This is a genomic window from Mycobacterium sp. (genome assembly GCF_008709575.1).
Lineage (GTDB): Bacteria > Actinomycetota > Actinomycetes > Mycobacteriales > Mycobacteriaceae > Mycobacterium.
The window spans coordinates 1-18,137 of the sequence record NZ_VYIK01000071.1 but is presented as its reverse complement, the minus strand read 5'-3'; the positions used below and the strand labels follow the sequence as shown (position 1 = coordinate 18,137).

Below are 18,137 nucleotides of genomic sequence, written 5' to 3'. Positions count from 1 at the left end.
GTCGGGCTGACAGGATTTGAACCTGCGACCACTTGACCCCCAGTCAAGTGCGCTACCAAACTGCGCCACAGCCCGGTGCCGCCGGACCGAGCCGGCAGCAGGTCGAAAGCCTACCGCAGGGGCCCGAAGGCGATCTAACCGGCGCAGGCCGGTGTGTCCACCCGGTCAGCGTGACTTCGTTCCCCGCTTCTCGCGTACCCGCACGTTGATCCGGATCGGGCTGCCCTCGAAGCCGAACGTCTCTCGCAGTCGTCGCTCTAAAAATCGCCGGTACCCGACCTCCAGAAAGCCGGTGGCGAACAGCACGAAGGTCGGCGGCCGGGCCGTCGCCTGGGTGGCGAACAGGATGCGCGGCTGCCGTCCGCCGCGCACCGGCGGCGGCGTCGCGGCGACCACTTCCTTCAAGAAGGTGTTGAGCCGCCCGGTTGAAATCCGGGTATCCCATGAGGCCAGCGCCGTTTCCAGCGCCGGCACCAACTTCTGCACGGCCCGGCCGGTCTTGGCCGAGATGTTGATCCGCTGCGCCCAGCGCACCTGCACCAATTCCCGGTCGATCTCCCGCTCGAGCCGGTAACGCCGCTCTTCGTCGACCAGATCCCATTTGTTGAACGCCAGCACCACCGCTCGGCCCGCCTCGATGACCATCGACAGCACCCGCTGGTCTTGCTCGGTCAGCGGTTCCGACGCGTCGATCAACACGATCACGACTTCGGCCGCATCGATGGCGCCATGCGTACGCACCGACGCGTAGTACTCGTGCCCGCTGGCCTGCCCGACCTTGCGGCGCAGACCCGCGGTGTCGACGAAACGCCATAGCGTGCCGTTCATGTCGATAAGCGAATCAACCGGATCGACCGTGGTGCCGGCGACCTCGTGCACCACCGCCAGCCGGTCCCCCGCTATTCGATTGAGCAGCGAACTCTTCCCGACGTTGGGTTTGCCGACGAGCGCCACCCGGCGCGGACCCTCGTCGCCCGACGCCGATTCGGCTGACTCGGGCAGCGCCGCGACGACATCGTCGAGCAGGTCTGCCACCCCGCGGCCATGTATCGCGCTGATCGGATGCGGCGCCCCGAGCCCCAACGACCACAGCGCCGCCGCGTCCGGCTCATTCTTTTCGGTGTCAACCTTGTTGGCGGCCAAAAACACCGGCTTTCCTGAGCGGCGCAGGATACGGGCGGCCGCTTCATCGCCGGCGGTCGCACCGACCACGGAATCGACTACCAGGATCACCGCATCGGCGCTACGCATCGCCACCGCAGCCTGTTCGGCGACCAGTTGCTGCAGACCCTTGGCGTCGGGTTCCCAACCGCCGGTGTCTTGCACGACGAATCGGCGCCCTGTCCACTCGGCGTCGTAGGACACCCGGTCGCGGGTCACGCCGGGAACATTCTGCACCACCGCTTCACGGCGGCCCAGGATCCGGTTGACCAGCGTCGACTTGCCGACATTGGGCCGACCCACCACCGCAACCACCGGCGGCGGACCGGCAGCCTGCTCAGCGGCCGCTTGCGCGGACTCCCAATCGCTTTCGTCACTCCAGGTGCCGTCGCGACTCATCGGCTCGCCCTGCTTCGCCGCCTGACCAACTCCCGCAGGTGCGCCACCACCTCGTCTTCGGTCATCTCGCTGGTGTCGATGATCACCGCGTCGTCAGCCACCCGCAACGGCGAGACTTCCCGCGTCGCGTCCACATGATCGCGTCCGCGCACGTCGGCCAACACCCCGGCATAGTCGTCGGGCAGTCCGGCGGCGACATTCTGCTCATTGCGCCGCCGCGCGCGGGTCTCGGGTGACGCCGTCAGGAAAACCTTCAGGTCGGCATCGGGCAGCACCACGGTGCCGATGTCGCGGCCTTCCACGACCACACTCGACTCGCCGGCGGCGAGTCGACGCTGCAGCTCGACCATCCGGGCGCGCACAGCCGGAACAGCCGACACCGCCGACACCGCCCGAGTGACCTCCGCACCGCGGATCTGCGCCGACACGTCCTCCTCACCGAGGTAGCAGCGGTCGTCATCGGGGTCGCAGCCCACCGACAACCGCACAGCCTTTGCCGCGTCGGCGACCGCAGCAGCGTCGCCGGGATCGACTCCCGAACGCAGCACCGCCAGCGTCACGATGCGATACATAGCGCCGGTATCCAAGTAGCGTGCCCCCAGTGCACGCGCCAAAGTCCTTGATACCGAGGACTTCCCGGTGCCGGCCGGACCGTCCACGGCAACGACGACGTCTCTCACAGGCCGACCGCCCGGTACAAGCCGCCGATCTCCTTGCGGCCCAGCATCCGGATGCTGCCGGGGCGCTGTGGGCCCAGCGACACCCCATCGATGTCGGTGCGCACCAGCGCCTGGACCGGAAACCCGACGGCCGCCAGCAGCCGGCGGACAATACGGTTGCGTCCTTCGTGCAGCGTAATCCGCACCAGGGTCTTGCCCGGCACGGTGTCCACCACGGCGAAGTCGTCAACGGCCGCCGGGCCGTCGTCCAGCTGGATTCCGGCCCGCAGCTTCTTGCCCAAGCCGCGGGGTACCGACCCCGCCACCGTCGCCAGATACGTCTTGGGAACCCGGTAGGACGGATGCATGAGCCGGTGCGCCAGCTCGCCGTCGTTGGTCAACAGGATCAGCCCTTCGGTATCGGCGTCCAACCGGCCGACGTGAAAGAGCTTCTGGTTGCCGCGCACCCGTCGTTCGACCAAATCTCCGATACACGGTCGGCCCCGATCGTCCGACATGGTCGAGTGCATGCCCCGCGGCTTGTTCAACGCCAGATACACCAGCGAGTCGTCGAGGACCACGCGGGCTCCGTCGACACGGACCACCGACACGTCCGGGTCGACCCTGGTTCCCAGCTCGGTCACCACCTGCCCGTCGACTTCCACGCGGCCGTCGGTGATCAACTTCTCGGCAACGCGCCGCGACGCAATTCCTGCCTGCGACAAGACTTTTTGCAGGCGCACACCCTCGGTCATTCGTTATCCACGCCGAACGGCGTCGGCTGCCCGTGCCCGGCTGCACCAGCCAGTTTCATAAAACGTGGCTCCTGGTGCAACGACTCACTCAACTCGTCGATCGTGTCGACGTCGGGCAACAACGGCGCGATGTCGGGCAGTTCGGCCAGAGACGACAACCCCAGCCGCTCCAAAAACAGCTCGGTGGTAGCGAAGGTGGTCGCGCCGGTATCGGGGTCGGTGCCGGCCTCGGTGATCAGGCCGCGCGCCAACAACGTTCGCATGACGGCATCGACGTTGACCCCGCGCACCGCGCTGACCCGGGCCCGGGTCACCGGCTGGCGATAGGCCACCACAGCCAAGGTCTCCAGCGCCGCGCGGGTCAGCTTCGAGCGAGACCCGTCCAGCAGCAGCCGTTCCACATACGGGGCGAAACGCGCTCGGGTGTACAGGCGCCACCCGCCACCGGCCTCGCGAAGATCGATGCCGCTGTCGCGTCCGGTCAGCGCGTCGGCCATCTGCCGCAGCTTGGCAGCGATCCGGTACGCCGGCTGCTCGGTGACCGCGGCCAGCGTGTCGACGCTCACCGGGGTGTCGACGACCAGCAGCAGCGCCTCGAGTACGGCGCCCAGCTCGTCGTCGGGCAACTCCGGCGCGTCCGAATCGACGTCGATGCCCAGGTCGGCATCGTGAGCATTGCCCGTCATAAGGAGTCTCGCACTTCCCAGCCGTTGGTCGGTCGTTCTCCGGTCCACGAAACCTGGAGCACGCCAAACGGTTCTGACTGGTCAAATGCTACCGCCCGGACCCGGTACAGTTCGAGCAGCGCCAGGAACCGGCCGACGATCTCGATCGGAGCCCGGCAATCGGCCACCAACTCCGAAAACGACGTCCAGTGCGCCGGCCCACTCGCCTCCAGCACCGACAACAGCCGCTGGGCCTGCTCGGGCACCGACACCACCGGCTCGGTCAGGTGATCGGTGGCCACCGTCGGCACCGGGCGCGGGGTGAACGCGGCCGCGGCGACCTGGGCGAACCGCTCGGCGTCGACACCGAGCATCACCTCGGGCACCAGGTCGGCGAACCGGTCTTCCAACGACACCGCCCGCGGATAACTGCGCAACGCCGCGGCCTCCAACTCGGCGAACATCTGGGCGACGTGTTTGAATGCCCGGTACTGCAGAAGCCGGGCGAACAACAGGTCGCGGACTTCCAGCAGCGCGAGGTCCTCCTCGTCGTCGACCTGCCCGGCCGGCAACAGCCGTGCCGCCTTGAAGTCGAGCAGCGTCGCGGCGATCACCAGAAACGCCGTGGCCTCCTCGAGACTCAGCTGTGGACCGATCGCCCGGGTGTAGGCGATGAAGTCGTCGGTGACCTGATGCAGCGCGACCTCGGTGACGTCGAGACGGTGGGCGAAGATCAGTTGCAGCAGCAGGTCGAACGGCCCCTCGAAGTTGGTGAGCCGAACCTGAAATCCGCTGGACGTGTCGGACCCGGTCACGCGCCGAATCGGTCGATGACTTCGCGGGCCAGTGCGCGGTAGGCCTGGGCGCCGCCCGATTTCGGCGCCCAGGTGGTGATCGGCTCACCGGCGACACTGGTCTCCGGAAAGCGTACGGTGCGGGTGATGACCGTGTCGAAGACCAGGTCGCCAAACCGCTCCAGCACCCGGGCCATGACTTCGCGGGCGTTGACGGTGCGCGGGTCGTAGCGGGTGATCAGAATGCCGCTGATCTCCAGTTTCGGGTTGAGCCGGTCGCGCACTTTCTCGACGGTGTCGGTGAGCAGCGCCAGCCCGCGCAGTGAGAAGTATTCGCATTCGGTCGGGATGATCACGCCGTCCGAGCAGGCCAGACCGTTGACGGTGAGCAGGCCCAGCGACGGCTGGCAGTCGATCAGCACGTAGTCGTAGCGGTCCAGCGCCGGGTGCAGCGCCCGGGCCAACGACTGCTCCCGGCCCACCTCGTTGACCAACTGGATCTCGGCGGCGGACAGGTCGATGTTGCTGGGCACCAGGTCCAGGTATTTGACTCGGGTGGGCATCAGCACGTCGTCGATCGACACCCGCTGCTCCACCAGTAGGTTGTGGATCGTGTGCTCGAGCTCGTAGTGCGGTACGCCCAGACCCGCCGACAGCGCGCCCTGTGGATCCAGATCCACCAGCAGCACCCGACGGCCGTACTCGGCGAGCGCAGCACCCAGGTTGATCGTCGAGGTGGTTTTGCCGACGCCGCCTTTCTGGTTGCACATCGCGACGACCTTGGCCGGGCCATGGGCGGTCCGCGGCTTGGGCTCGGGAATCGCCCGCGGCGGCCGCCCGGTCAGGCCGACCTCGGCGCCGCTGTCGGCGTTCTCGGTCATGCCCCGGTGCGGCGCGTCGTCGTGGCGGACATCGCAGGAAAGTGTAGCGGTTCTGCGCGCCGAGACCGGCCGACCCGCAGCAATGCCACCAGCCGATTCGGCGATCTCGCTAGGTTGGGGCTCATGAGGCTCAAACGGCACCTTCCGTTCCTGCGGTGGTCGGTGTTGCGGATGGCGACCGGCGTCCGCAACATCACCACGACGGGCCAGATCGGTGACGGGCGCGAAGCCGCGGCGGTCGAGTATGTACTCGACCACGCCCGGGCCGGCGACATCGATGACGTGCTGACCACGATCGACCGATTCGCCTATCAGAAGTCGATGCTGATCAACATCGGCGACGAGAAGGGCGCCCTGCTCGATGCCGCAGTCCGCCGTGCTGACCCGAAACTGGCCCTCGAGCTGGGCACCTACTGCGGCTACGGGGCGCTGCGCATCGCCCGGGCCGCCCCGGCCGCCACGGTGTGCTCGGTCGAACTCGCCGAAGCCAACGCCGTCAACGCCCGCCAGATCTGGGCACACGCCGGGGTCGCCGACCGGGTGACCTGCGTGGTCGGCACCATAGGCGACGGCGGGCGCACACTGGACACGCTGGCCGGCGAATACGGTTTTTCGGCCGGCGCGCTGGATTTCCTGTTTCTCGACCACGACAAGGATGCCTACCTGGCCGACCTGCAGAGCATCCTCGACCGCGGCTGGCTGCATCCGGGCTCGATCGTGGTCGCCGACAACGTCAAGATGCCGGGCGCGCCGCGCTACCGGGCCTACATGCACCGGCACCAGGGCACCCGGTGGAACACCATCGAGCACAAAACGCATGCGGAATACCAGAGCTTGCTGAGCGACCTGGTCCTGGAATCCGAGTACCTGGGATAGCCGCCGGGCGCGAGCGTGCGCAGAATACCGCGCTACGCGGCGTGTCGGTGCGGCGACACGCACGCTCGCGGTCGAGTCCGCTACCGCGCCCGCGGGTGTGCGCCGGCCCACACTTCGCGCAGCGCGTGCACGGTAACCAGCGTGTAGATCTGCGTCGTGGTCACCGACGCGTGTCCCAGCAATTCCTGGACGGCGCGGATGTCGGCGCCACCGTCGAGAAGATGGGTGGCAAACGAATGTCGCAGCGTGTGCGGCGACACGCCCGACCCGATGCCGGCCCGCTCGGCGGCGTCCTGCAGAACCTGCCAGGCGCTCTGACGCGACAACCGGCCGCCGCGCGCGTTGAGGAATAACGCCGGGCTGCTGCGACCGCGCCGGGCCAGTTCCGGACGGCCGCGCACCAGATAGGTGTCCAGTGCCTGCACCGCGGGCCGGCCCACCGGTACCAGCCGCTGCTTGCCGCCCTTGCCGCGCAGCAGCACCGAACGGTCCTCGGTGTCGATATCGTCGACGTCGAGGCCGACGGCCTCGGAGATCCGGGCGCCGGTGGAGTACAGCAGTTCCAGCAGTGCCCGGTTGCGCAGTGTCAGCGCGCCGTCGGAGGTGCTGTCGCCGCCGGCACCGGCCAGCAGGGCCAGTACCTCGTCGATGGGCAGGCTTTTCGGCAACCGGCGCCCGGGCGTGGGCGGCTTGACGGCGCGGGCCACGTCGAGCTCGGTCAGTCCTTCGGCGAGGGCGAATCGGTGCAGGCCGCGCACGGCGATCAACGTCCGCGCCGCCGAGACCGCCGACAGCGGCGCCAGCCCCGACTCGGGGTCACCGCGCCGCAGCGCCACCAGAAAGTCCGCGACGTCCTCTTCAGTGACCTTGGCCAGATCGTCGATTCCGCGCATGGCGAGGTGCTCGCAATACCGGCGCAGGTCGCGACGATAGGAGCTCAACGTGTTCGCCGCCACGCCGCGCTCGATTGTCAGATGCTCGAGATAACCCTGCACCTGCGTCTGCAGCGCGGACGCCGGTGCGGTCATCGGCCGGCCTGCCGCGCCGCGAACGCCGTCGGTTTGTCGGTCCAGGGGGCGTCCACCGGCCGCGGTTCGGCCCAGCCCGCTGTCACTGCATGTGCTGCCAAAATCCCGGCGACTGCAAGAGAATTGACGATCTCACCGGCGAAAACAAGACGCATGGCCTCGGTAATGGGATACCACCGCACCGTCAGGTCGGCTTCCTCGTAGTGTGCCTCCGGTCGCTGCACCGGGGTCAGCCCGGTCGCCAGGTAGACCCGCACGGATTCGTCGCTGAAACCCGGCGAGGTGTCGAGATCGGCCAGCACCTGCCAGCACCGGGCTTGCAGCCCGGCCTCTTCCCGCAGTTCGCGGGCCGCGGTCAGGTGTGGTTGCTCTCCCGCGACGTCGAGCAGCCCGGCGGGCAGCTCCCACAACCGCCGCCGTAGCGGATGCCGGTACTGATACACCATCGGGATGTTGCCGTCGTCGTCCATCGCGACGACGGCAACCGCGCCGTAGTGCTCGACGACCTCACGGGTCACGATATCGCCGCCGGGCATCCGGACACGGTCGGCGCGAAGTGCGAAAATATTCCCGGTGTGCAGGATTTCGGACGACGTGATGTCGAAGACGTGTTCAGCCACGGGCGGCGGGCTCCGGTTCCGCAAGACGCGACACGGCGCCGTCTCGTGGCTCGGTGCCGTTGGCCCGACGTTCCGGGATCTCCACGGGCAGCAGCTCAGCCTTCTTGTAGTCGATAGCCGCCGCCACAAACGCGACGAACAGCGGATGCGGACGAGTGGGTCGGCTCTTCAGCTCGGGATGGGCCTGGGTTCCGACCAAGAACGGATGCACCTCGGGCGGATATTCGACGAATTCCACCAACTGACCGTCGGGTGAGGTTCCGGAGAACCGGAGGCCGCTTTCGGCGATTTTCTCCCGATAGTCGTTGTTGACTTCGTAGCGGTGCCGATGCCGCTCCGAAATCTGTGTCGTCTGATATGCCTTCGCCACAATCGAATCCGGCTGCAGCACGGCGGGATAGGCCCCGAGTCGCATGGTGCCGCCGAGGTCGGCCGTACCGGCGACGACGTCTTTTTGATCGGCCATCGTGGAGATGACCGGATCCGGGGTGCCCGGGTCGAACTCTGCGGAGTTGGCCCGGGTCAGGCCGACCGAGCGGGCAGCCTCGATCACGATGCACTGCAAGCCCAGGCACAAACCCAGCAAGGGCAGTCCCCGGCTCCGCGCGTAGCTGATGGCACCGATCTTTCCCTCAATCCCGCGGATACCGAATCCGCCGGGAATCAGCACGCCATGTACGTCGTCCAACGCCGCTGCCGCATCGGCGGGTGTCCCGCAGGCATCGGATGGCACCCACCGTATCTCCACTTTCGCCCGATGTTTGAACCCCCCGGCGTTCAGCGCTTCGATGACCGAAAGATAGGCATCCGAGAGGTTCACATACTTGCCCACCAGTGCGATTCGTACTGTCTCTTGTGGCTCATGCACCCGCCGCAGCAGGTCGTCCCATTCGGTCCAGTCGACGTCGCGGAACGGCAGATTGAGCCGACGCACGACATAGGCGTCGAGCTCCTCGCGGTGCAACACTTTGGGGATGTCGTAGATCGACGGCGCGTCGGGCGTGGAGATCACGCCGTCGATATCGACGTCGCACATCAGCCCGATCTTGTCCTTCAGCGCCTCGGGTACGTCGCGGTCGCAGCGCAGAATCAACGCATCGGGAGTGATACCGATGTTGCGAAGTGCGGCCACCGAGTGTTGGGTGGGTTTGGTCTTCAACTCCCCCGACGGCGCCAGATAGGGCACCAGCGACACGTGCAGGAAGAAGACATTCTCGCGGCCGAGGTCGTGACGGACCTGCCGTGCTGCCTCGAGAAACGGTTGCGACTCGATATCACCTACCGTGCCGCCGATTTCGGTGATGACGACGTCGGGGCGGTTTCCCTCGGAGTCCGGTTCGGCCATCGCCAGGATGCGGCTCTTGATCTCGTCGGTGATATGCGGGATCACCTGGACCGTGTCACCGAGGTACTCGCCACGGCGTTCCTTGGCGATGACCGTCGAATATACTTGGCCGGTAGTGACATTCGCTGATCCTGAAAGGTCGCGGTCGAGGAAACGCTCGTAGTGGCCGACGTCGAGATCGGTTTCGGCGCCGTCCTCGGTGACGAACACCTCACCGTGCTGAAACGGGTTCATCGTTCCGGGGTCGACGTTGAGATAGGGGTCGAGCTTTTGCATCGTTACCCGCAACCCGCGCGCGGTCAGCAACTGCCCCAGGCTGCTGGCGGTCAAACCCTTTCCCAGCGAGGAAACGACGCCGCCGCTGACGAAGAGATGCTTGGTGACGGTTTGCGGATGCTTACGCAAAAGAGCAACCTCCGTGCAGACGGCGCAGGGCTGGCTCTGTTCCGGGTTGTTCGTGAACCCGTCGTTGCGCCTGCCGACCCACGGAACCTCAGCCTAACACCGACGCCGCCAGGCCGTCGCCACCGTTGTGCTGGTCCCGCGTGTCGCGCGGGACGGCTACTGCGCGACTGTCAGCGCGGTCGCGCCGTGACCGGTGCCGTATTGGCCGGGACGCCCGCCGTCGATGAGATCAGCCAACCCTAAGACGGCGGTGATGCGCCCGGCTTCGGTGTCGACATCGTCAACGGTGCTGATCGCCGCCGTGATCGCCGGATCCGCGCGAGCCACCGCGACAGCGGCTGTGCCGGTCGAGGAGCCGTCTCGGCCGGCCAGCAGCACACCGGATCCGTGCGCAGCGAGCCCGGCGGCGAAGCGCGCGACGGTGACGCCCTGGTTGCCCGCATCGTCGCCGAGCGCTCCGCCCGTGATCAGCAGCGCCGCGTTTGCCGCACCGATGTGGTCGGGGTCGGTAGGAGCGAAGGTGATAAAGCCGGTGTCGCGCAGAGCGGCGAGCACGGTGGCGCGCTGCTGGGCATCGACCGGTGCGATCGCGGGATCGCGGTTGACCAGCAGCACCAGGCCCAGCAGGTCACCGGCTTGCGAACCCTGGTCGACCAGTTTGGTGCTCAACTGGGCGCCGGCCGGAAGGATCGACGAGTTCACCACCGACCGCAACTTCTCCGCGGCGTTGGCGTCGACGAACTCCTGTGTCAGCACGATCGTGCCGGTCAGCGCGCCGGAGGCCTGTGCGACGATGTTCTCCACCGCCCCGACGTCGTCGTCACGCGCGTCCGGAGTCCGGACCACCACCACCGATTTGCCCGTCAAAGTGCCATGCACCATCCGGCTCGCCATCTGGGTATCGAAAGTATTTGCAGCACTGAGCTTTTCGGTTAGCCGGTTCTTGTCGTCGTTGAGTGAGGCGATCTGGGCGCGCAAATCCCTTTTTTCTTCTCGCAATCCGGCCAGCAGGGTATCGGACAACACCCCGGAGCCCAGGACGACCCCGACAGCCAACGCCAGGAAGACGGCAGCCAGCGAAATCGCATGGTGACGCAGAGAGATCACGGTTACCTGATCCACCCCTGTACCCAGAGCGAGAAACGATTCCAGTAGTCGATGACCCAGTGCGTCACCGTGGCATCGGCGCGGGTCACCCAGAGCACGGCAATGACGGCGATCAGCATCGTCAGTATCAAAAAAGCGATGGCGCCCGGTGAGATTCGATTGTGGTACAACGTGGCGACAGCCTTGGCGTCCACCAGCTTTTCCCCCACCCGAAGCCTGGTCAAAAACGTCGAGGGGTTGCTGTGCTGGCGGGTTCGGTCGAAGAACGTCTCGATGTTCGCGGTATGTCCGGCGGTCACCAGCATTGCCGCGCCGTGATGGTCCGCCAGCAGCAGAGCCAGGTCAATCGGCGAACCTGCGGCCGGGAACGTCATTGCCCCGACGCCGAGATCCTGAATGCGCTCCAGCCCGGGGGCGTGGCCGTCGGCATCGGCCGGCAGCACTACCTGCGCACCGCATTTGAGGGCTTCGGTGCTGATTTGGCTGGGATCGCCGACGATGATTTGCGGGCGGTATCCGGCTTTGCGCAACACGTCGGCCCCGCTGCCGACCCCGACCATGACCGGCTGGTACTCCTTGATAAAAGGCTTGAGGCTCTTCAGATCCTCGGCAGCCTTCGGCTCGTCACCGACCACCACGACATGGCGGCGCCGTAGGTCGACGTCGATGTCCGGAATCCCGATACCATCGATCAGCAAAGGGCTTTCACTGCGGATGAATTCGATGGTGTTGCCCGCGAAAGCTTCCAGATGCGCAACAAGGCCGCTCTTGGCCTGTCGCATCAACTCGGCGATGTCGTGGTCGGCGCGCTCGGTGCCATGGATCAGCTCGCGGTCCCCGGAGTAGACCCCACCCTCGTAGAGCCGGATCTTTGCGCCGTCTTTGACCTTTTTGAAGACCTCGGGCCCGGTCTCGTCGATGAGGGTGATGCCGTGGGCCGCCAGTACCTCCGGACCCAGGTTGGGGTACCGGCCTGAAACGAACGGAGACGCGTTGACCACCGCGGCGATTCTGGCGTCGACGAGCGCGTCGGCGGTGACCCGGTCCAGGTCCGCCACGTCGAGCACCGCGATGTCGCCGGGGCACACCCGGCGCAGTAGCCGGTCGATGTCGCGGTCAACCCGGGCGGTGCCGACGACACCCGGGCGCGAGGTGTTACGGGATAGCAGCGCTGACATCTTCATGCCGCGATTCTGTCGGTGAACAGCAGAGCAGGCGGGGAGGCGCGCCGTAACAAAAACCCCAGAAACTATATCTTGTCACATTCGTCACAGCGGACGGACCAGTTTCAGGAGGCCGGATGGCGATCCTGCCGGGCCGTTTCGAGCAGTTCGCGCGCGTGCGCGCGACCGCTGTCGGAGTCGCCCAGCCCGGCCAGCATCCGGGCCAGTTCGGCCACCCGATCGTCGTCATCGAGTCGCCGAACGTCACTGGTGCCGTCGCGTCCGGTGCCTTCCACCACGAGATGGGCATCGGCGTAGGCCGCGACCTGCGGCAGATGTGTCACCACGATCACCTGGTGGCTGCGGGCCAGTCGGGCGAGCCGACGTCCGATCTGCACCGCCGCCCGTCCCCCGACACCGGCGTCGACCTCGTCGAACACCATCGTGATCCCGGTCGACGATGCTGCCAGCACCACCTCCAGCGCCAGCATGAGCCGGGACAACTCGCCACCGGACGCGCTTTTCGACAGCGGCAGCACCGGCATCCCGCGGTGCGCGGCGAAACCGAACTCGACCTGGTCGATGCCGTCCGCGCCGGCATGCACGACCGCACCCGAGGGCAGCCGCAGTGCCGCGAGGTCCTCATCAGCGACCGACTCCGGGAGCTCATGAGCAGCTACGGTGATGGTGAATTCCGCGTCAGCCATCGCCAGCCCGGACAGTTCTGCGGTGACCGCCGCGGCCAGTCGTTTACCCGCCTGACTCCGGGCTCTGCTGAGATCTATTGCCGCATGGGCCAGTTGGGTTGACAGCTCGCCGACCCGAGCCCGCAGCCCGGCCAGGGCTTCTTCGGAGACGTCCAAGTGCGCCAACCGTTCTCGCGATGCGCGGGCCCAGGCCAGCACACCGTCGATATCGGCGGCGTACTTGCGCGTCAACGCGCGCAATGCGGCTTGCCGGGCCAACTTGGCATCCAGCGCGCTGGCGTCCGAGGGCAACTCGTCAAGATAGGCGCCCAGCTCGCGCGCGACGTCATTGATCACCGTCAGCGCCTCGCCGAGTTGCTCGGCCAGGCTCTGCAAGGTGGTATCAGCGGTCGCCGCCAGCGCCGAGCGGGCCCGGCCCAGACAGTCGACGGCCGAAGCGGCCTCGAAACCGGCAGGATCGCCGGCATCGTCGACGACACCGGACAAGGCCGCGCGGGCGCCGGCGGCCGCCTCGCGCAGTGCGTCCAACTCGCAGAGTCGACGGATCTCGGCGGCCAGCGCAGCGTCCTCGCCCGGCGCCGGGTGCACGGTGTCGATCTCGCTGAGGGCGAGCTGCAGCCGGTCGGCCTCCTGGGCGAGTTCGCGGGCCCGATCGGTGCGGTCGACGAGATCGCGTCGCGCCGACTGCCAGGCGTCGCGCAGCTTGCGGTAACGCTCAAGCCGTCCCCCGACCTCGGCGAACCGGTCCAGCGCGGCGCGTTGCTCGTCGGGCCGCATCAGCCGCAGCTGGTCGTTTTGGCCGTGCAGGGTCAACAGCTGGGCGGTGAAGCCGCTCAGCGACTTGGCGGGCACACTGCGGCCGCCGAGATAGGCGCGCGACGGCCCGTCGCGGCTGATCGAGCGCAGCGCGATCACGCTGCCGTCGTCGTCGCGGACGGATCCCGAGGCAGCCAGGATGTCGTCGACCTGCGCGGCCGCTGCGTCGTCGAGATCGTCGGTGGTGAACCTGCCCTCGATGACGGCACGGTCAGCGGTGGAGCGCACCCGGGTGGCGTCGGCCCGTGCGCCGCCGAGCAGGTGCAGTCCGGTGACCACCATGGTCTTTCCCGTACCGGTTTCGCCGGTCAACACCGTCAGGCCGCGGTCGAACTCGGCAGTCGCGACGCTGATGGCCCCTAGCGACTCGATCCGGATTTCGGTCAGCATCAGGTCGATACCGTTACGTTCCGCGCCACCCGGTGACCGGCAGCCGGAATTTGCGCACCAACCGGTCGGCGAAGGGCGCACCGTCCAACCGCGCCCATTTCACGCCGACCGGACAGCGCGTCACCTCGAGCCGCCCACCGGCGGGCACCAACATTTCCCGGCGACCGTCGCAGAACACCAGCGCGTCATGCCCGCCGGCCTCGATCTCGATCGCGACGGCAACGTCGGGGCTGGTCACCAGCGGCCGGGCGAACAGCGCGTGAGCGTTGTTGGGCACCACCAGGATCGCTTCGAGATCCGGCCACAACACCGGCCCGCCGGCGGAGAACGCGTAGGCCGTCGACCCGGTGGGCGTCGACACCAAGACCCCGTCACAGCCGAACGTCGACACCGGCCGGCCGTCGACCTCGATGGCCACGCCGAGCACCCCCAGCCGGGGTCCCTTCTCGAGGCTGGCGTCGTTCAGGGCCCACCCGTGATCGATGATCTTGCCCTCGACCCGGACCATCACGTCCAGGGTCAACCGCTCCTCCACCCGGTAGGTACGGGCGACGACATGCTCGAGCACGGTGTCGATGGCCTCGGCTTCGGCCTCGGCCAAAAAACCGATCCGGCCCAGGTTGACACCGAGCACCGGCAGGTCGGCATAGCGAGCCAGCTCAGCGGCTCGCAGAAACGTCCCGTCGCCGCCGAGCACCAGCACCAGCTCGCAGCCGTCAGCGGCGTGCGGGTCGGCGTCGACGACCTCGATGTCGACGCCCATCGCGCGCATATCGTCGGGTGCCAACCGCAGCGGTCCCCGGTTGACCGCCTCGGCGGACAACACCCGAAGACCGATACCGTTGTCGCCCAGCACTTTTTCCACTCGACGCGCAGTCTCAGTGACCTCCGCCCGCCCGGTGTGGACCACCAGCAGCACGGTGCGTTCGCGGCTCATCGCGGCCCGCTTTCGACGGCATCGCGCACTGCCGCCGCCAACGCGTCCCCGGACAAGCCGCGGTCGGTTTGGGCGCGCAGCCACAGGAAGTATTCGACGTTGCCCGACGGACCCGGCAGCGGGCTGGCAATGACGCCCAGCGTCTGCCAGTGCAGGTCCCCGGCTCGGCGCGCCACCGCGAGTACCGAGTCGGCTCGCAGGCCCGGGTCCTGCACTACTCCGCCGGGTCCGACCCGGCCTTTCCCGACCTCGAACTGCGGCTTGACCATCGGAAGCAGGTCGGCGTCGGGCAAGGCGCAACCCACCAGCGCGGGCAGCACGCTGACCAGCGAGATGAACGACAGGTCCGCCACCACCAGGTCGACCGGCCCGCCGATCACCGTCGGCGACACACCGCGGACGTTGGTCCGCTCGAGCACCACCACCCGCGGGTCGGACCGCAGCGACCAGGCCAGCTGGCCGTAGCCGACATCGGCAGCGACCACCTCTCGGGCCCCGCGCTGCAGGAGAACCTCGGTGAAGCCGCCGGTCGACGCCCCGGCGTCGAGGCAACGGCGCCCCTCGACCGTGATTCCGAACGCGTCGAGAGCTCCGAGGAGCTTGTGGGCGCCGCGCGACACCCAGCGGCGGCCCGCGTCCTCGGCGACCGCCAGCGCCGCGGTGACCGGGACGGCCGTCGCGGGTTTGACCGCCGGCATGCCGTCGATGCTGACCCGGCCGGCATCGATCAGTTCCGCGGCTTGCCGGCGGGATCGGGCCAGCCCGCGCCGGACCAGCTCGGCGTCGACCCGGCTACGTCGGGGCGCCGCACTCAACTCGGCTCCGCCGACTCCAGGGCGCGCACCAGCAGGTCGTGTGCCTGCCACAGACGCCGGGCGATCTCGTCGATATCGGCGTCGGCCGGATCGGGCAGCTCGGCGAGCAAGGCCTCGATCTGCGCGCGAATCTGGTCGGGTTCGGTAGTCATGGGCTCGGTTGTCATGGGCAGTGCCTACGCTAGTCGATTTACACCAGGGACCAGCGTTGCAGGGCGGTGTGCGCGGCGTCGTCACCGGCCCGGATCGTGACGCGGCGCCCGTCGAAGTCCGTGGCCCAGACGGCGCTGGCGACGGCGCGTACGACCGACAGGCCGTCGCCACCGTCGCCGCCCGGGCCGCTGACCGTGACCGACCCGTCACCGGTCTCGACGCGCCAGCCGGGCTGCGTGGTGACGGCGAGCAGGTCGGCGTCCTGGTGCAGGGCACTCAGGTCGTGGCCGATGTAGGTGGGGCGGTGCGCGGGCGCGGCCCGCACCGCGTCACACGCCGAGTCGGCACCGGTGAGCACCATCATGCTGGGCACCCCGGCCGCGTTGGCGGCGGCGACATCGGCGGCCAGTCGGTCGCCAACCACCAGCGGTGCGCGACAGGCGCCGCGGGCCAACGCGGCGTTGATCAACGCCGGCGACGGTTTACCCGCGACCTGAGGTTCGGCATCGGTTGCGGTTTTCAGCGCGGCCACCATTGATCCGGTACCGGGCACCAGGCCGCGTTCGGAGGGCAGTGTCGGGTCGACATTGGTCACCACCCACAGCGCTCCGTCCCGGATCGCCAACGCCGCCTCGGCCAGATCGGTCCAGGCGGTCTCGCTGCTGTGGCCCTGCACGACGGCCTCCGGTTTATCCCGATACCGCCGCACTGGCCGCAGGCCGACCGCGGCGACGGCGCCGGCCAGCGACTCGGTGCCGACAATCAGCACCCGCCCGCCGGACGGCAGCTGATCGGCCAGCATCCGGGCGGCCGTTTCGGCGCTGGTGACCACATCGTCGGGGGTGGCCGCGAGCCCCAAGTCGCGCAGATGTCCGGCCACCTCGACGGCGCTGCGGGACGCGTTGTTGGTGATGTAGAGCACGCGCCCGGGCACCATGTCCAGCGAGTCCAGCGCGCCGGCAATGAGCCGCTGACCGCAGTACACCGTCCCGTCCAGGTCGACAAGCAGGCAATCGTGTTGCTGCGCCAGCGTTCCCATCTCAACTGAGCTCATAGATCCGGTCTTCGGCGTCGGTTACGCCGTCGACGTCGGCAGAGGCGGCGCGCAGAAACCATTGCAACGCCTCGTCGCTGCGGCCCAGGGCCAGCAGCGTCTCGGCGTAGACGTAGAACAGCCGCGCGGCCGTGGCTCCGGTACGAGTCGGCTCCAGCCGCGGGGTGGACAACACGGTCAGGGCCTGTTCGAGCTGACCGAGATCGGTGCGGGCGCCGGCGACGACGATCCGCAATTCGTCGGCATCGTCGCCGCTGAGCTTGGCCGCGTCGGCGCTGCGGGCCAGCTCCAGCGCGCGCTCCGGCCTGCCCAGACCGCGTTCACAATCGGCAATCATCGCCAGCAGCGCGGACCTGCTGCCCAGTCGTCGCGCCGCCCGCAGCTCAGCCAGCGCCTGCGCCCAGTCACCGCAGCGGTAGGCGGCGATCCCGACCGCCTCCCGGACCGCGGCGATGCGCCCGGCCCGGGCGCGCGCGGCGCGCGCATGCTCGAGCGCGGCCGCGGGATCATCGTCGAGCAGCTCACCGGCGGCAACCAGGTGGCGGGCCACCACATCGGCGCTGCCACGATCCAACGTGCTCAGCTCGCTTCGGATTTCGGGTGACAGCTGCTTTGCCTGGATGTCCGGCGGGATCGGTGGTGCACCCGATCGGGTGCCGTCCGCCCGACGGAGTTGCGGCTGTGCGGCGCGCGGACCGGAACGCGGCCCGGCCCGGGCAGGTCGTGGTCGACGTTGCGCCGCACCGCCCTGCATGCTGTCGCTCACTCGCGCTATTCCCCTCGAGCCCGTGTCACATCAAAGGATACGGTCCTATTCGATGCGGCCGCAATTATCCTCAAGCGCAATTTGCTCACATTAAAAAGGGCACCGTGTTGGTGCCCTTTTTAATGTGTGTTCGGCGGTGTCCTACTTTTCCACCCGGGTTGGGTAGTATCATCGGCGCTGGCAGGCTTAGCTTCCGGGTTCGGGATGGGTCCGGGCGTTTCCCTGTCGCTGTGGCCGCCGTAACGTGTGTTGTTGTGTGTTGTGGTGGGGGGTGTGGGTTGGTGTGGTGTGGTTGCGTGTGGGTAAGTTTTCGGCCGGTTAGTGCCAGTTCCCTGCGCCCCTTGCGGGGTGTGTAGGTCTGGTCTATCGATCCCGTGGTCTGCGGGGGGCCTTATCCCACTTGATGGGTGAGAAGCCTGGTCTTGGAGAAGGTTTCCCGCTTAGATGCTTTCAGCGGTTATCCTGTCCGAACGTGGCTATCCAGCGGTGCCCCTGGCGGGACAACTGGTGTACCAGAGGTTCGTCCGTCCCGGTCCTCTCGTACTAGGGACAGGTTTCCTCAAGCTTCTGACGCGCGCGGCGGTTAGAGTGCGATCTGTCTCTCGTCTGTCTTTAACCAGCTCGCGTGCCGCTTTAATGGT

At 67.7% G+C, this 18,137-nt stretch carries 18 protein-coding genes, 1 tRNA gene and 2 rRNA genes; 1 reads left to right on the top strand and 20 read right to left on the bottom strand.

The window, feature by feature from the left end; all coding sequences use genetic code 11:
* Nucleotide 1 precedes the first annotated feature (1 nt).
* The 7 genes from F6Q13_RS14780 to F6Q13_RS14750 all read right to left on the bottom strand — a co-directional run bounded on the left by F6Q13_RS14780 (nucleotide 2) and on the right by F6Q13_RS14750 (nucleotide 5,314).
* Nucleotides 2-75, bottom strand: a tRNA-Pro gene (locus F6Q13_RS14780).
* 90 nt (nucleotides 76-165) lie between these two features.
* Nucleotides 166-1,560: a ribosome biogenesis GTPase Der gene (gene der, locus F6Q13_RS14775; protein ID WP_293057909.1), complete on the bottom strand. Its 1,395-nt coding sequence runs from the start codon at nucleotides 1,558-1,560 to the stop codon at nucleotides 166-168.
* On the bottom strand, nucleotides 1,557-2,240 hold the full coding sequence (gene cmk / locus F6Q13_RS14770; protein ID WP_293057907.1) for a (d)CMP kinase: 684 nt from the start codon (nucleotides 2,238-2,240) through the stop codon (nucleotides 1,557-1,559). The genes der and cmk overlap by 4 nt, the downstream gene beginning before the upstream one ends.
* On the bottom strand, nucleotides 2,237-2,974 hold the full coding sequence (locus F6Q13_RS14765; RefSeq protein WP_293057905.1) for a pseudouridine synthase: 738 nt from the start codon (nucleotides 2,972-2,974) through the stop codon (nucleotides 2,237-2,239). Before F6Q13_RS14765 ends, cmk begins: the two co-directional genes overlap by 4 nt.
* Nucleotides 2,971-3,660: an SMC-Scp complex subunit ScpB gene (gene scpB / locus F6Q13_RS14760; protein WP_293057903.1), complete on the bottom strand. Its 690-nt coding sequence runs from the start codon at nucleotides 3,658-3,660 to the stop codon at nucleotides 2,971-2,973. Before scpB ends, F6Q13_RS14765 begins: the two co-directional genes overlap by 4 nt.
* Nucleotides 3,657-4,454 carry a segregation/condensation protein A gene (locus tag F6Q13_RS14755; RefSeq protein WP_293057901.1) on the bottom strand — a complete coding sequence of 266 codons (798 nt, stop codon included), beginning with the start codon at nucleotides 4,452-4,454 and terminating at the stop codon, nucleotides 3,657-3,659. The genes scpB and F6Q13_RS14755 overlap by 4 nt, the downstream gene beginning before the upstream one ends.
* On the bottom strand, nucleotides 4,451-5,314 hold the full coding sequence (locus F6Q13_RS14750) for a ParA family protein (RefSeq protein ID WP_293057899.1): 864 nt from the start codon (nucleotides 5,312-5,314) through the stop codon (nucleotides 4,451-4,453). The genes F6Q13_RS14755 and F6Q13_RS14750 overlap by 4 nt, the downstream gene beginning before the upstream one ends.
* A 123-nt stretch (nucleotides 5,315-5,437) precedes the next feature.
* Here F6Q13_RS14750 and F6Q13_RS14745 point away from each other — a divergent pair, with 123 nt between their 5' ends.
* Nucleotides 5,438-6,190, top strand: coding sequence for an O-methyltransferase (locus F6Q13_RS14745; RefSeq protein ID WP_293057897.1), 753 nt, complete (start codon nucleotides 5,438-5,440; stop codon nucleotides 6,188-6,190).
* Nucleotides 6,191-6,270: 80 nt separating this feature from the next.
* On the opposite strand, the gene xerD is transcribed toward F6Q13_RS14745, so the two are convergent.
* The 13 genes from xerD to F6Q13_RS14680 form a co-directional block, all read right to left on the bottom strand.
* Nucleotides 6,271-7,218: a site-specific tyrosine recombinase XerD gene (xerD, locus tag F6Q13_RS14740; RefSeq protein WP_293057895.1), complete on the bottom strand. Its 948-nt coding sequence runs from the start codon at nucleotides 7,216-7,218 to the stop codon at nucleotides 6,271-6,273.
* Entirely contained in the window at nucleotides 7,215-7,838 is a 624-nt protein-coding gene (locus F6Q13_RS14735; RefSeq protein ID WP_293057893.1) for an NUDIX hydrolase, read from the bottom strand. Before F6Q13_RS14735 ends, xerD begins: the two co-directional genes overlap by 4 nt.
* Entirely contained in the window at nucleotides 7,831-9,588 is a 1,758-nt protein-coding gene (locus F6Q13_RS14730) for a CTP synthase (protein ID WP_293057892.1), read from the bottom strand. The genes F6Q13_RS14735 and F6Q13_RS14730 overlap by 8 nt, the downstream gene beginning before the upstream one ends.
* 156 nt (nucleotides 9,589-9,744) lie before the next feature.
* A complete protein-coding gene (locus tag F6Q13_RS14725) occupies nucleotides 9,745-10,695 on the bottom strand; it encodes a copper transporter (protein ID WP_293057891.1) in 951 nt (316 codons plus the stop codon).
* A 2-nt stretch (nucleotides 10,696-10,697) separates the two neighbouring features.
* Nucleotides 10,698-11,879, bottom strand: coding sequence for a putative cytokinetic ring protein SteA (steA, locus tag F6Q13_RS14720; RefSeq protein ID WP_293057888.1), 1,182 nt, complete (start codon nucleotides 11,877-11,879; stop codon nucleotides 10,698-10,700).
* Nucleotides 11,880-11,983: 104 nt separating this feature from the next.
* Nucleotides 11,984-13,771, bottom strand: a complete 1,788-nt coding sequence (gene recN, locus F6Q13_RS14715) for a DNA repair protein RecN (RefSeq protein ID WP_293057886.1) — start codon at nucleotides 13,769-13,771, stop codon at nucleotides 11,984-11,986.
* 13 nt (nucleotides 13,772-13,784) lie between these two features.
* Nucleotides 13,785-14,708 carry an NAD kinase gene (locus F6Q13_RS14710; protein ID WP_293057884.1) on the bottom strand — a complete coding sequence of 308 codons (924 nt, stop codon included), beginning with the start codon at nucleotides 14,706-14,708 and terminating at the stop codon, nucleotides 13,785-13,787.
* Nucleotides 14,705-15,523, bottom strand: coding sequence for a TlyA family RNA methyltransferase (locus F6Q13_RS14705; RefSeq protein ID WP_293057882.1), 819 nt, complete (start codon nucleotides 15,521-15,523; stop codon nucleotides 14,705-14,707). The genes F6Q13_RS14710 and F6Q13_RS14705 overlap by 4 nt, the downstream gene beginning before the upstream one ends.
* Nucleotides 15,520-15,675, bottom strand: a complete 156-nt coding sequence (locus F6Q13_RS14700; RefSeq protein WP_293057880.1) for a hypothetical protein — start codon at nucleotides 15,673-15,675, stop codon at nucleotides 15,520-15,522. Before F6Q13_RS14700 ends, F6Q13_RS14705 begins: the two co-directional genes overlap by 4 nt.
* 38 nt (nucleotides 15,676-15,713) lie before the next feature.
* Nucleotides 15,714-16,715, bottom strand: coding sequence for an HAD-IIA family hydrolase (locus F6Q13_RS14695; protein WP_293057913.1), 1,002 nt, complete (start codon nucleotides 16,713-16,715; stop codon nucleotides 15,714-15,716).
* Nucleotide 16,716: 1 nt separating this feature from the next.
* Complete coding sequence (locus tag F6Q13_RS14690; RefSeq protein ID WP_293057911.1) at nucleotides 16,717-17,484, bottom strand: tetratricopeptide repeat protein; 768 nt, start codon at nucleotides 17,482-17,484, stop codon at nucleotides 16,717-16,719.
* 140 nt (nucleotides 17,485-17,624) lie between these two features.
* Nucleotides 17,625-17,738, bottom strand: a 5S ribosomal RNA gene (rrf, locus tag F6Q13_RS14685).
* A gap of 56 nt (nucleotides 17,739-17,794) precedes the next feature.
* Nucleotides 17,795-18,137, bottom strand: a 23S ribosomal RNA gene (locus F6Q13_RS14680); the annotation flags it as partial.

Excerpts from the sequence above, each read along its gene's own strand:
- der (WP_293057909.1), bottom strand. The coding sequence starts at position 1,560 with ATGAGTCGCGACGGCACCTGGAGTGACGAAAGCGATTGGGAGTCCGCG.
- F6Q13_RS14765 (WP_293057905.1), bottom strand. The coding sequence starts at position 2,974 with ATGACCGAGGGTGTGCGCCTGCAAAAAGTCTTGTCGCAGGCAGGAATT.
- scpB (WP_293057903.1), bottom strand. The coding sequence starts at position 3,660 with ATGACGGGCAATGCTCACGATGCCGACCTGGGCATCGACGTCGATTCG.
- F6Q13_RS14750 (WP_293057899.1), bottom strand. The coding sequence starts at position 5,314 with ATGACCGAGAACGCCGACAGCGGCGCCGAGGTCGGCCTGACCGGGCGG.
- F6Q13_RS14745 (WP_293057897.1), top strand. The coding sequence starts at position 5,438 with ATGAGGCTCAAACGGCACCTTCCGTTCCTGCGGTGGTCGGTGTTGCGG.
- xerD (WP_293057895.1), bottom strand. The coding sequence starts at position 7,218 with ATGACCGCACCGGCGTCCGCGCTGCAGACGCAGGTGCAGGGTTATCTC.
- steA (WP_293057888.1), bottom strand. The coding sequence starts at position 11,879 with ATGAAGATGTCAGCGCTGCTATCCCGTAACACCTCGCGCCCGGGTGTC.
- recN (WP_293057886.1), bottom strand. The coding sequence starts at position 13,771 with ATGCTGACCGAAATCCGGATCGAGTCGCTAGGGGCCATCAGCGTCGCG.
- F6Q13_RS14710 (WP_293057884.1), bottom strand. The coding sequence starts at position 14,708 with ATGAGCCGCGAACGCACCGTGCTGCTGGTGGTCCACACCGGGCGGGCG.
- F6Q13_RS14700 (WP_293057880.1), bottom strand. The coding sequence starts at position 15,675 with ATGACTACCGAACCCGACCAGATTCGCGCGCAGATCGAGGCCTTGCTC.
- F6Q13_RS14695 (WP_293057913.1), bottom strand. The coding sequence starts at position 16,715 with ATGGGAACGCTGGCGCAGCAACACGATTGCCTGCTTGTCGACCTGGAC.
- F6Q13_RS14690 (WP_293057911.1), bottom strand. The coding sequence starts at position 17,484 with ATGCAGGGCGGTGCGGCGCAACGTCGACCACGACCTGCCCGGGCCGGG.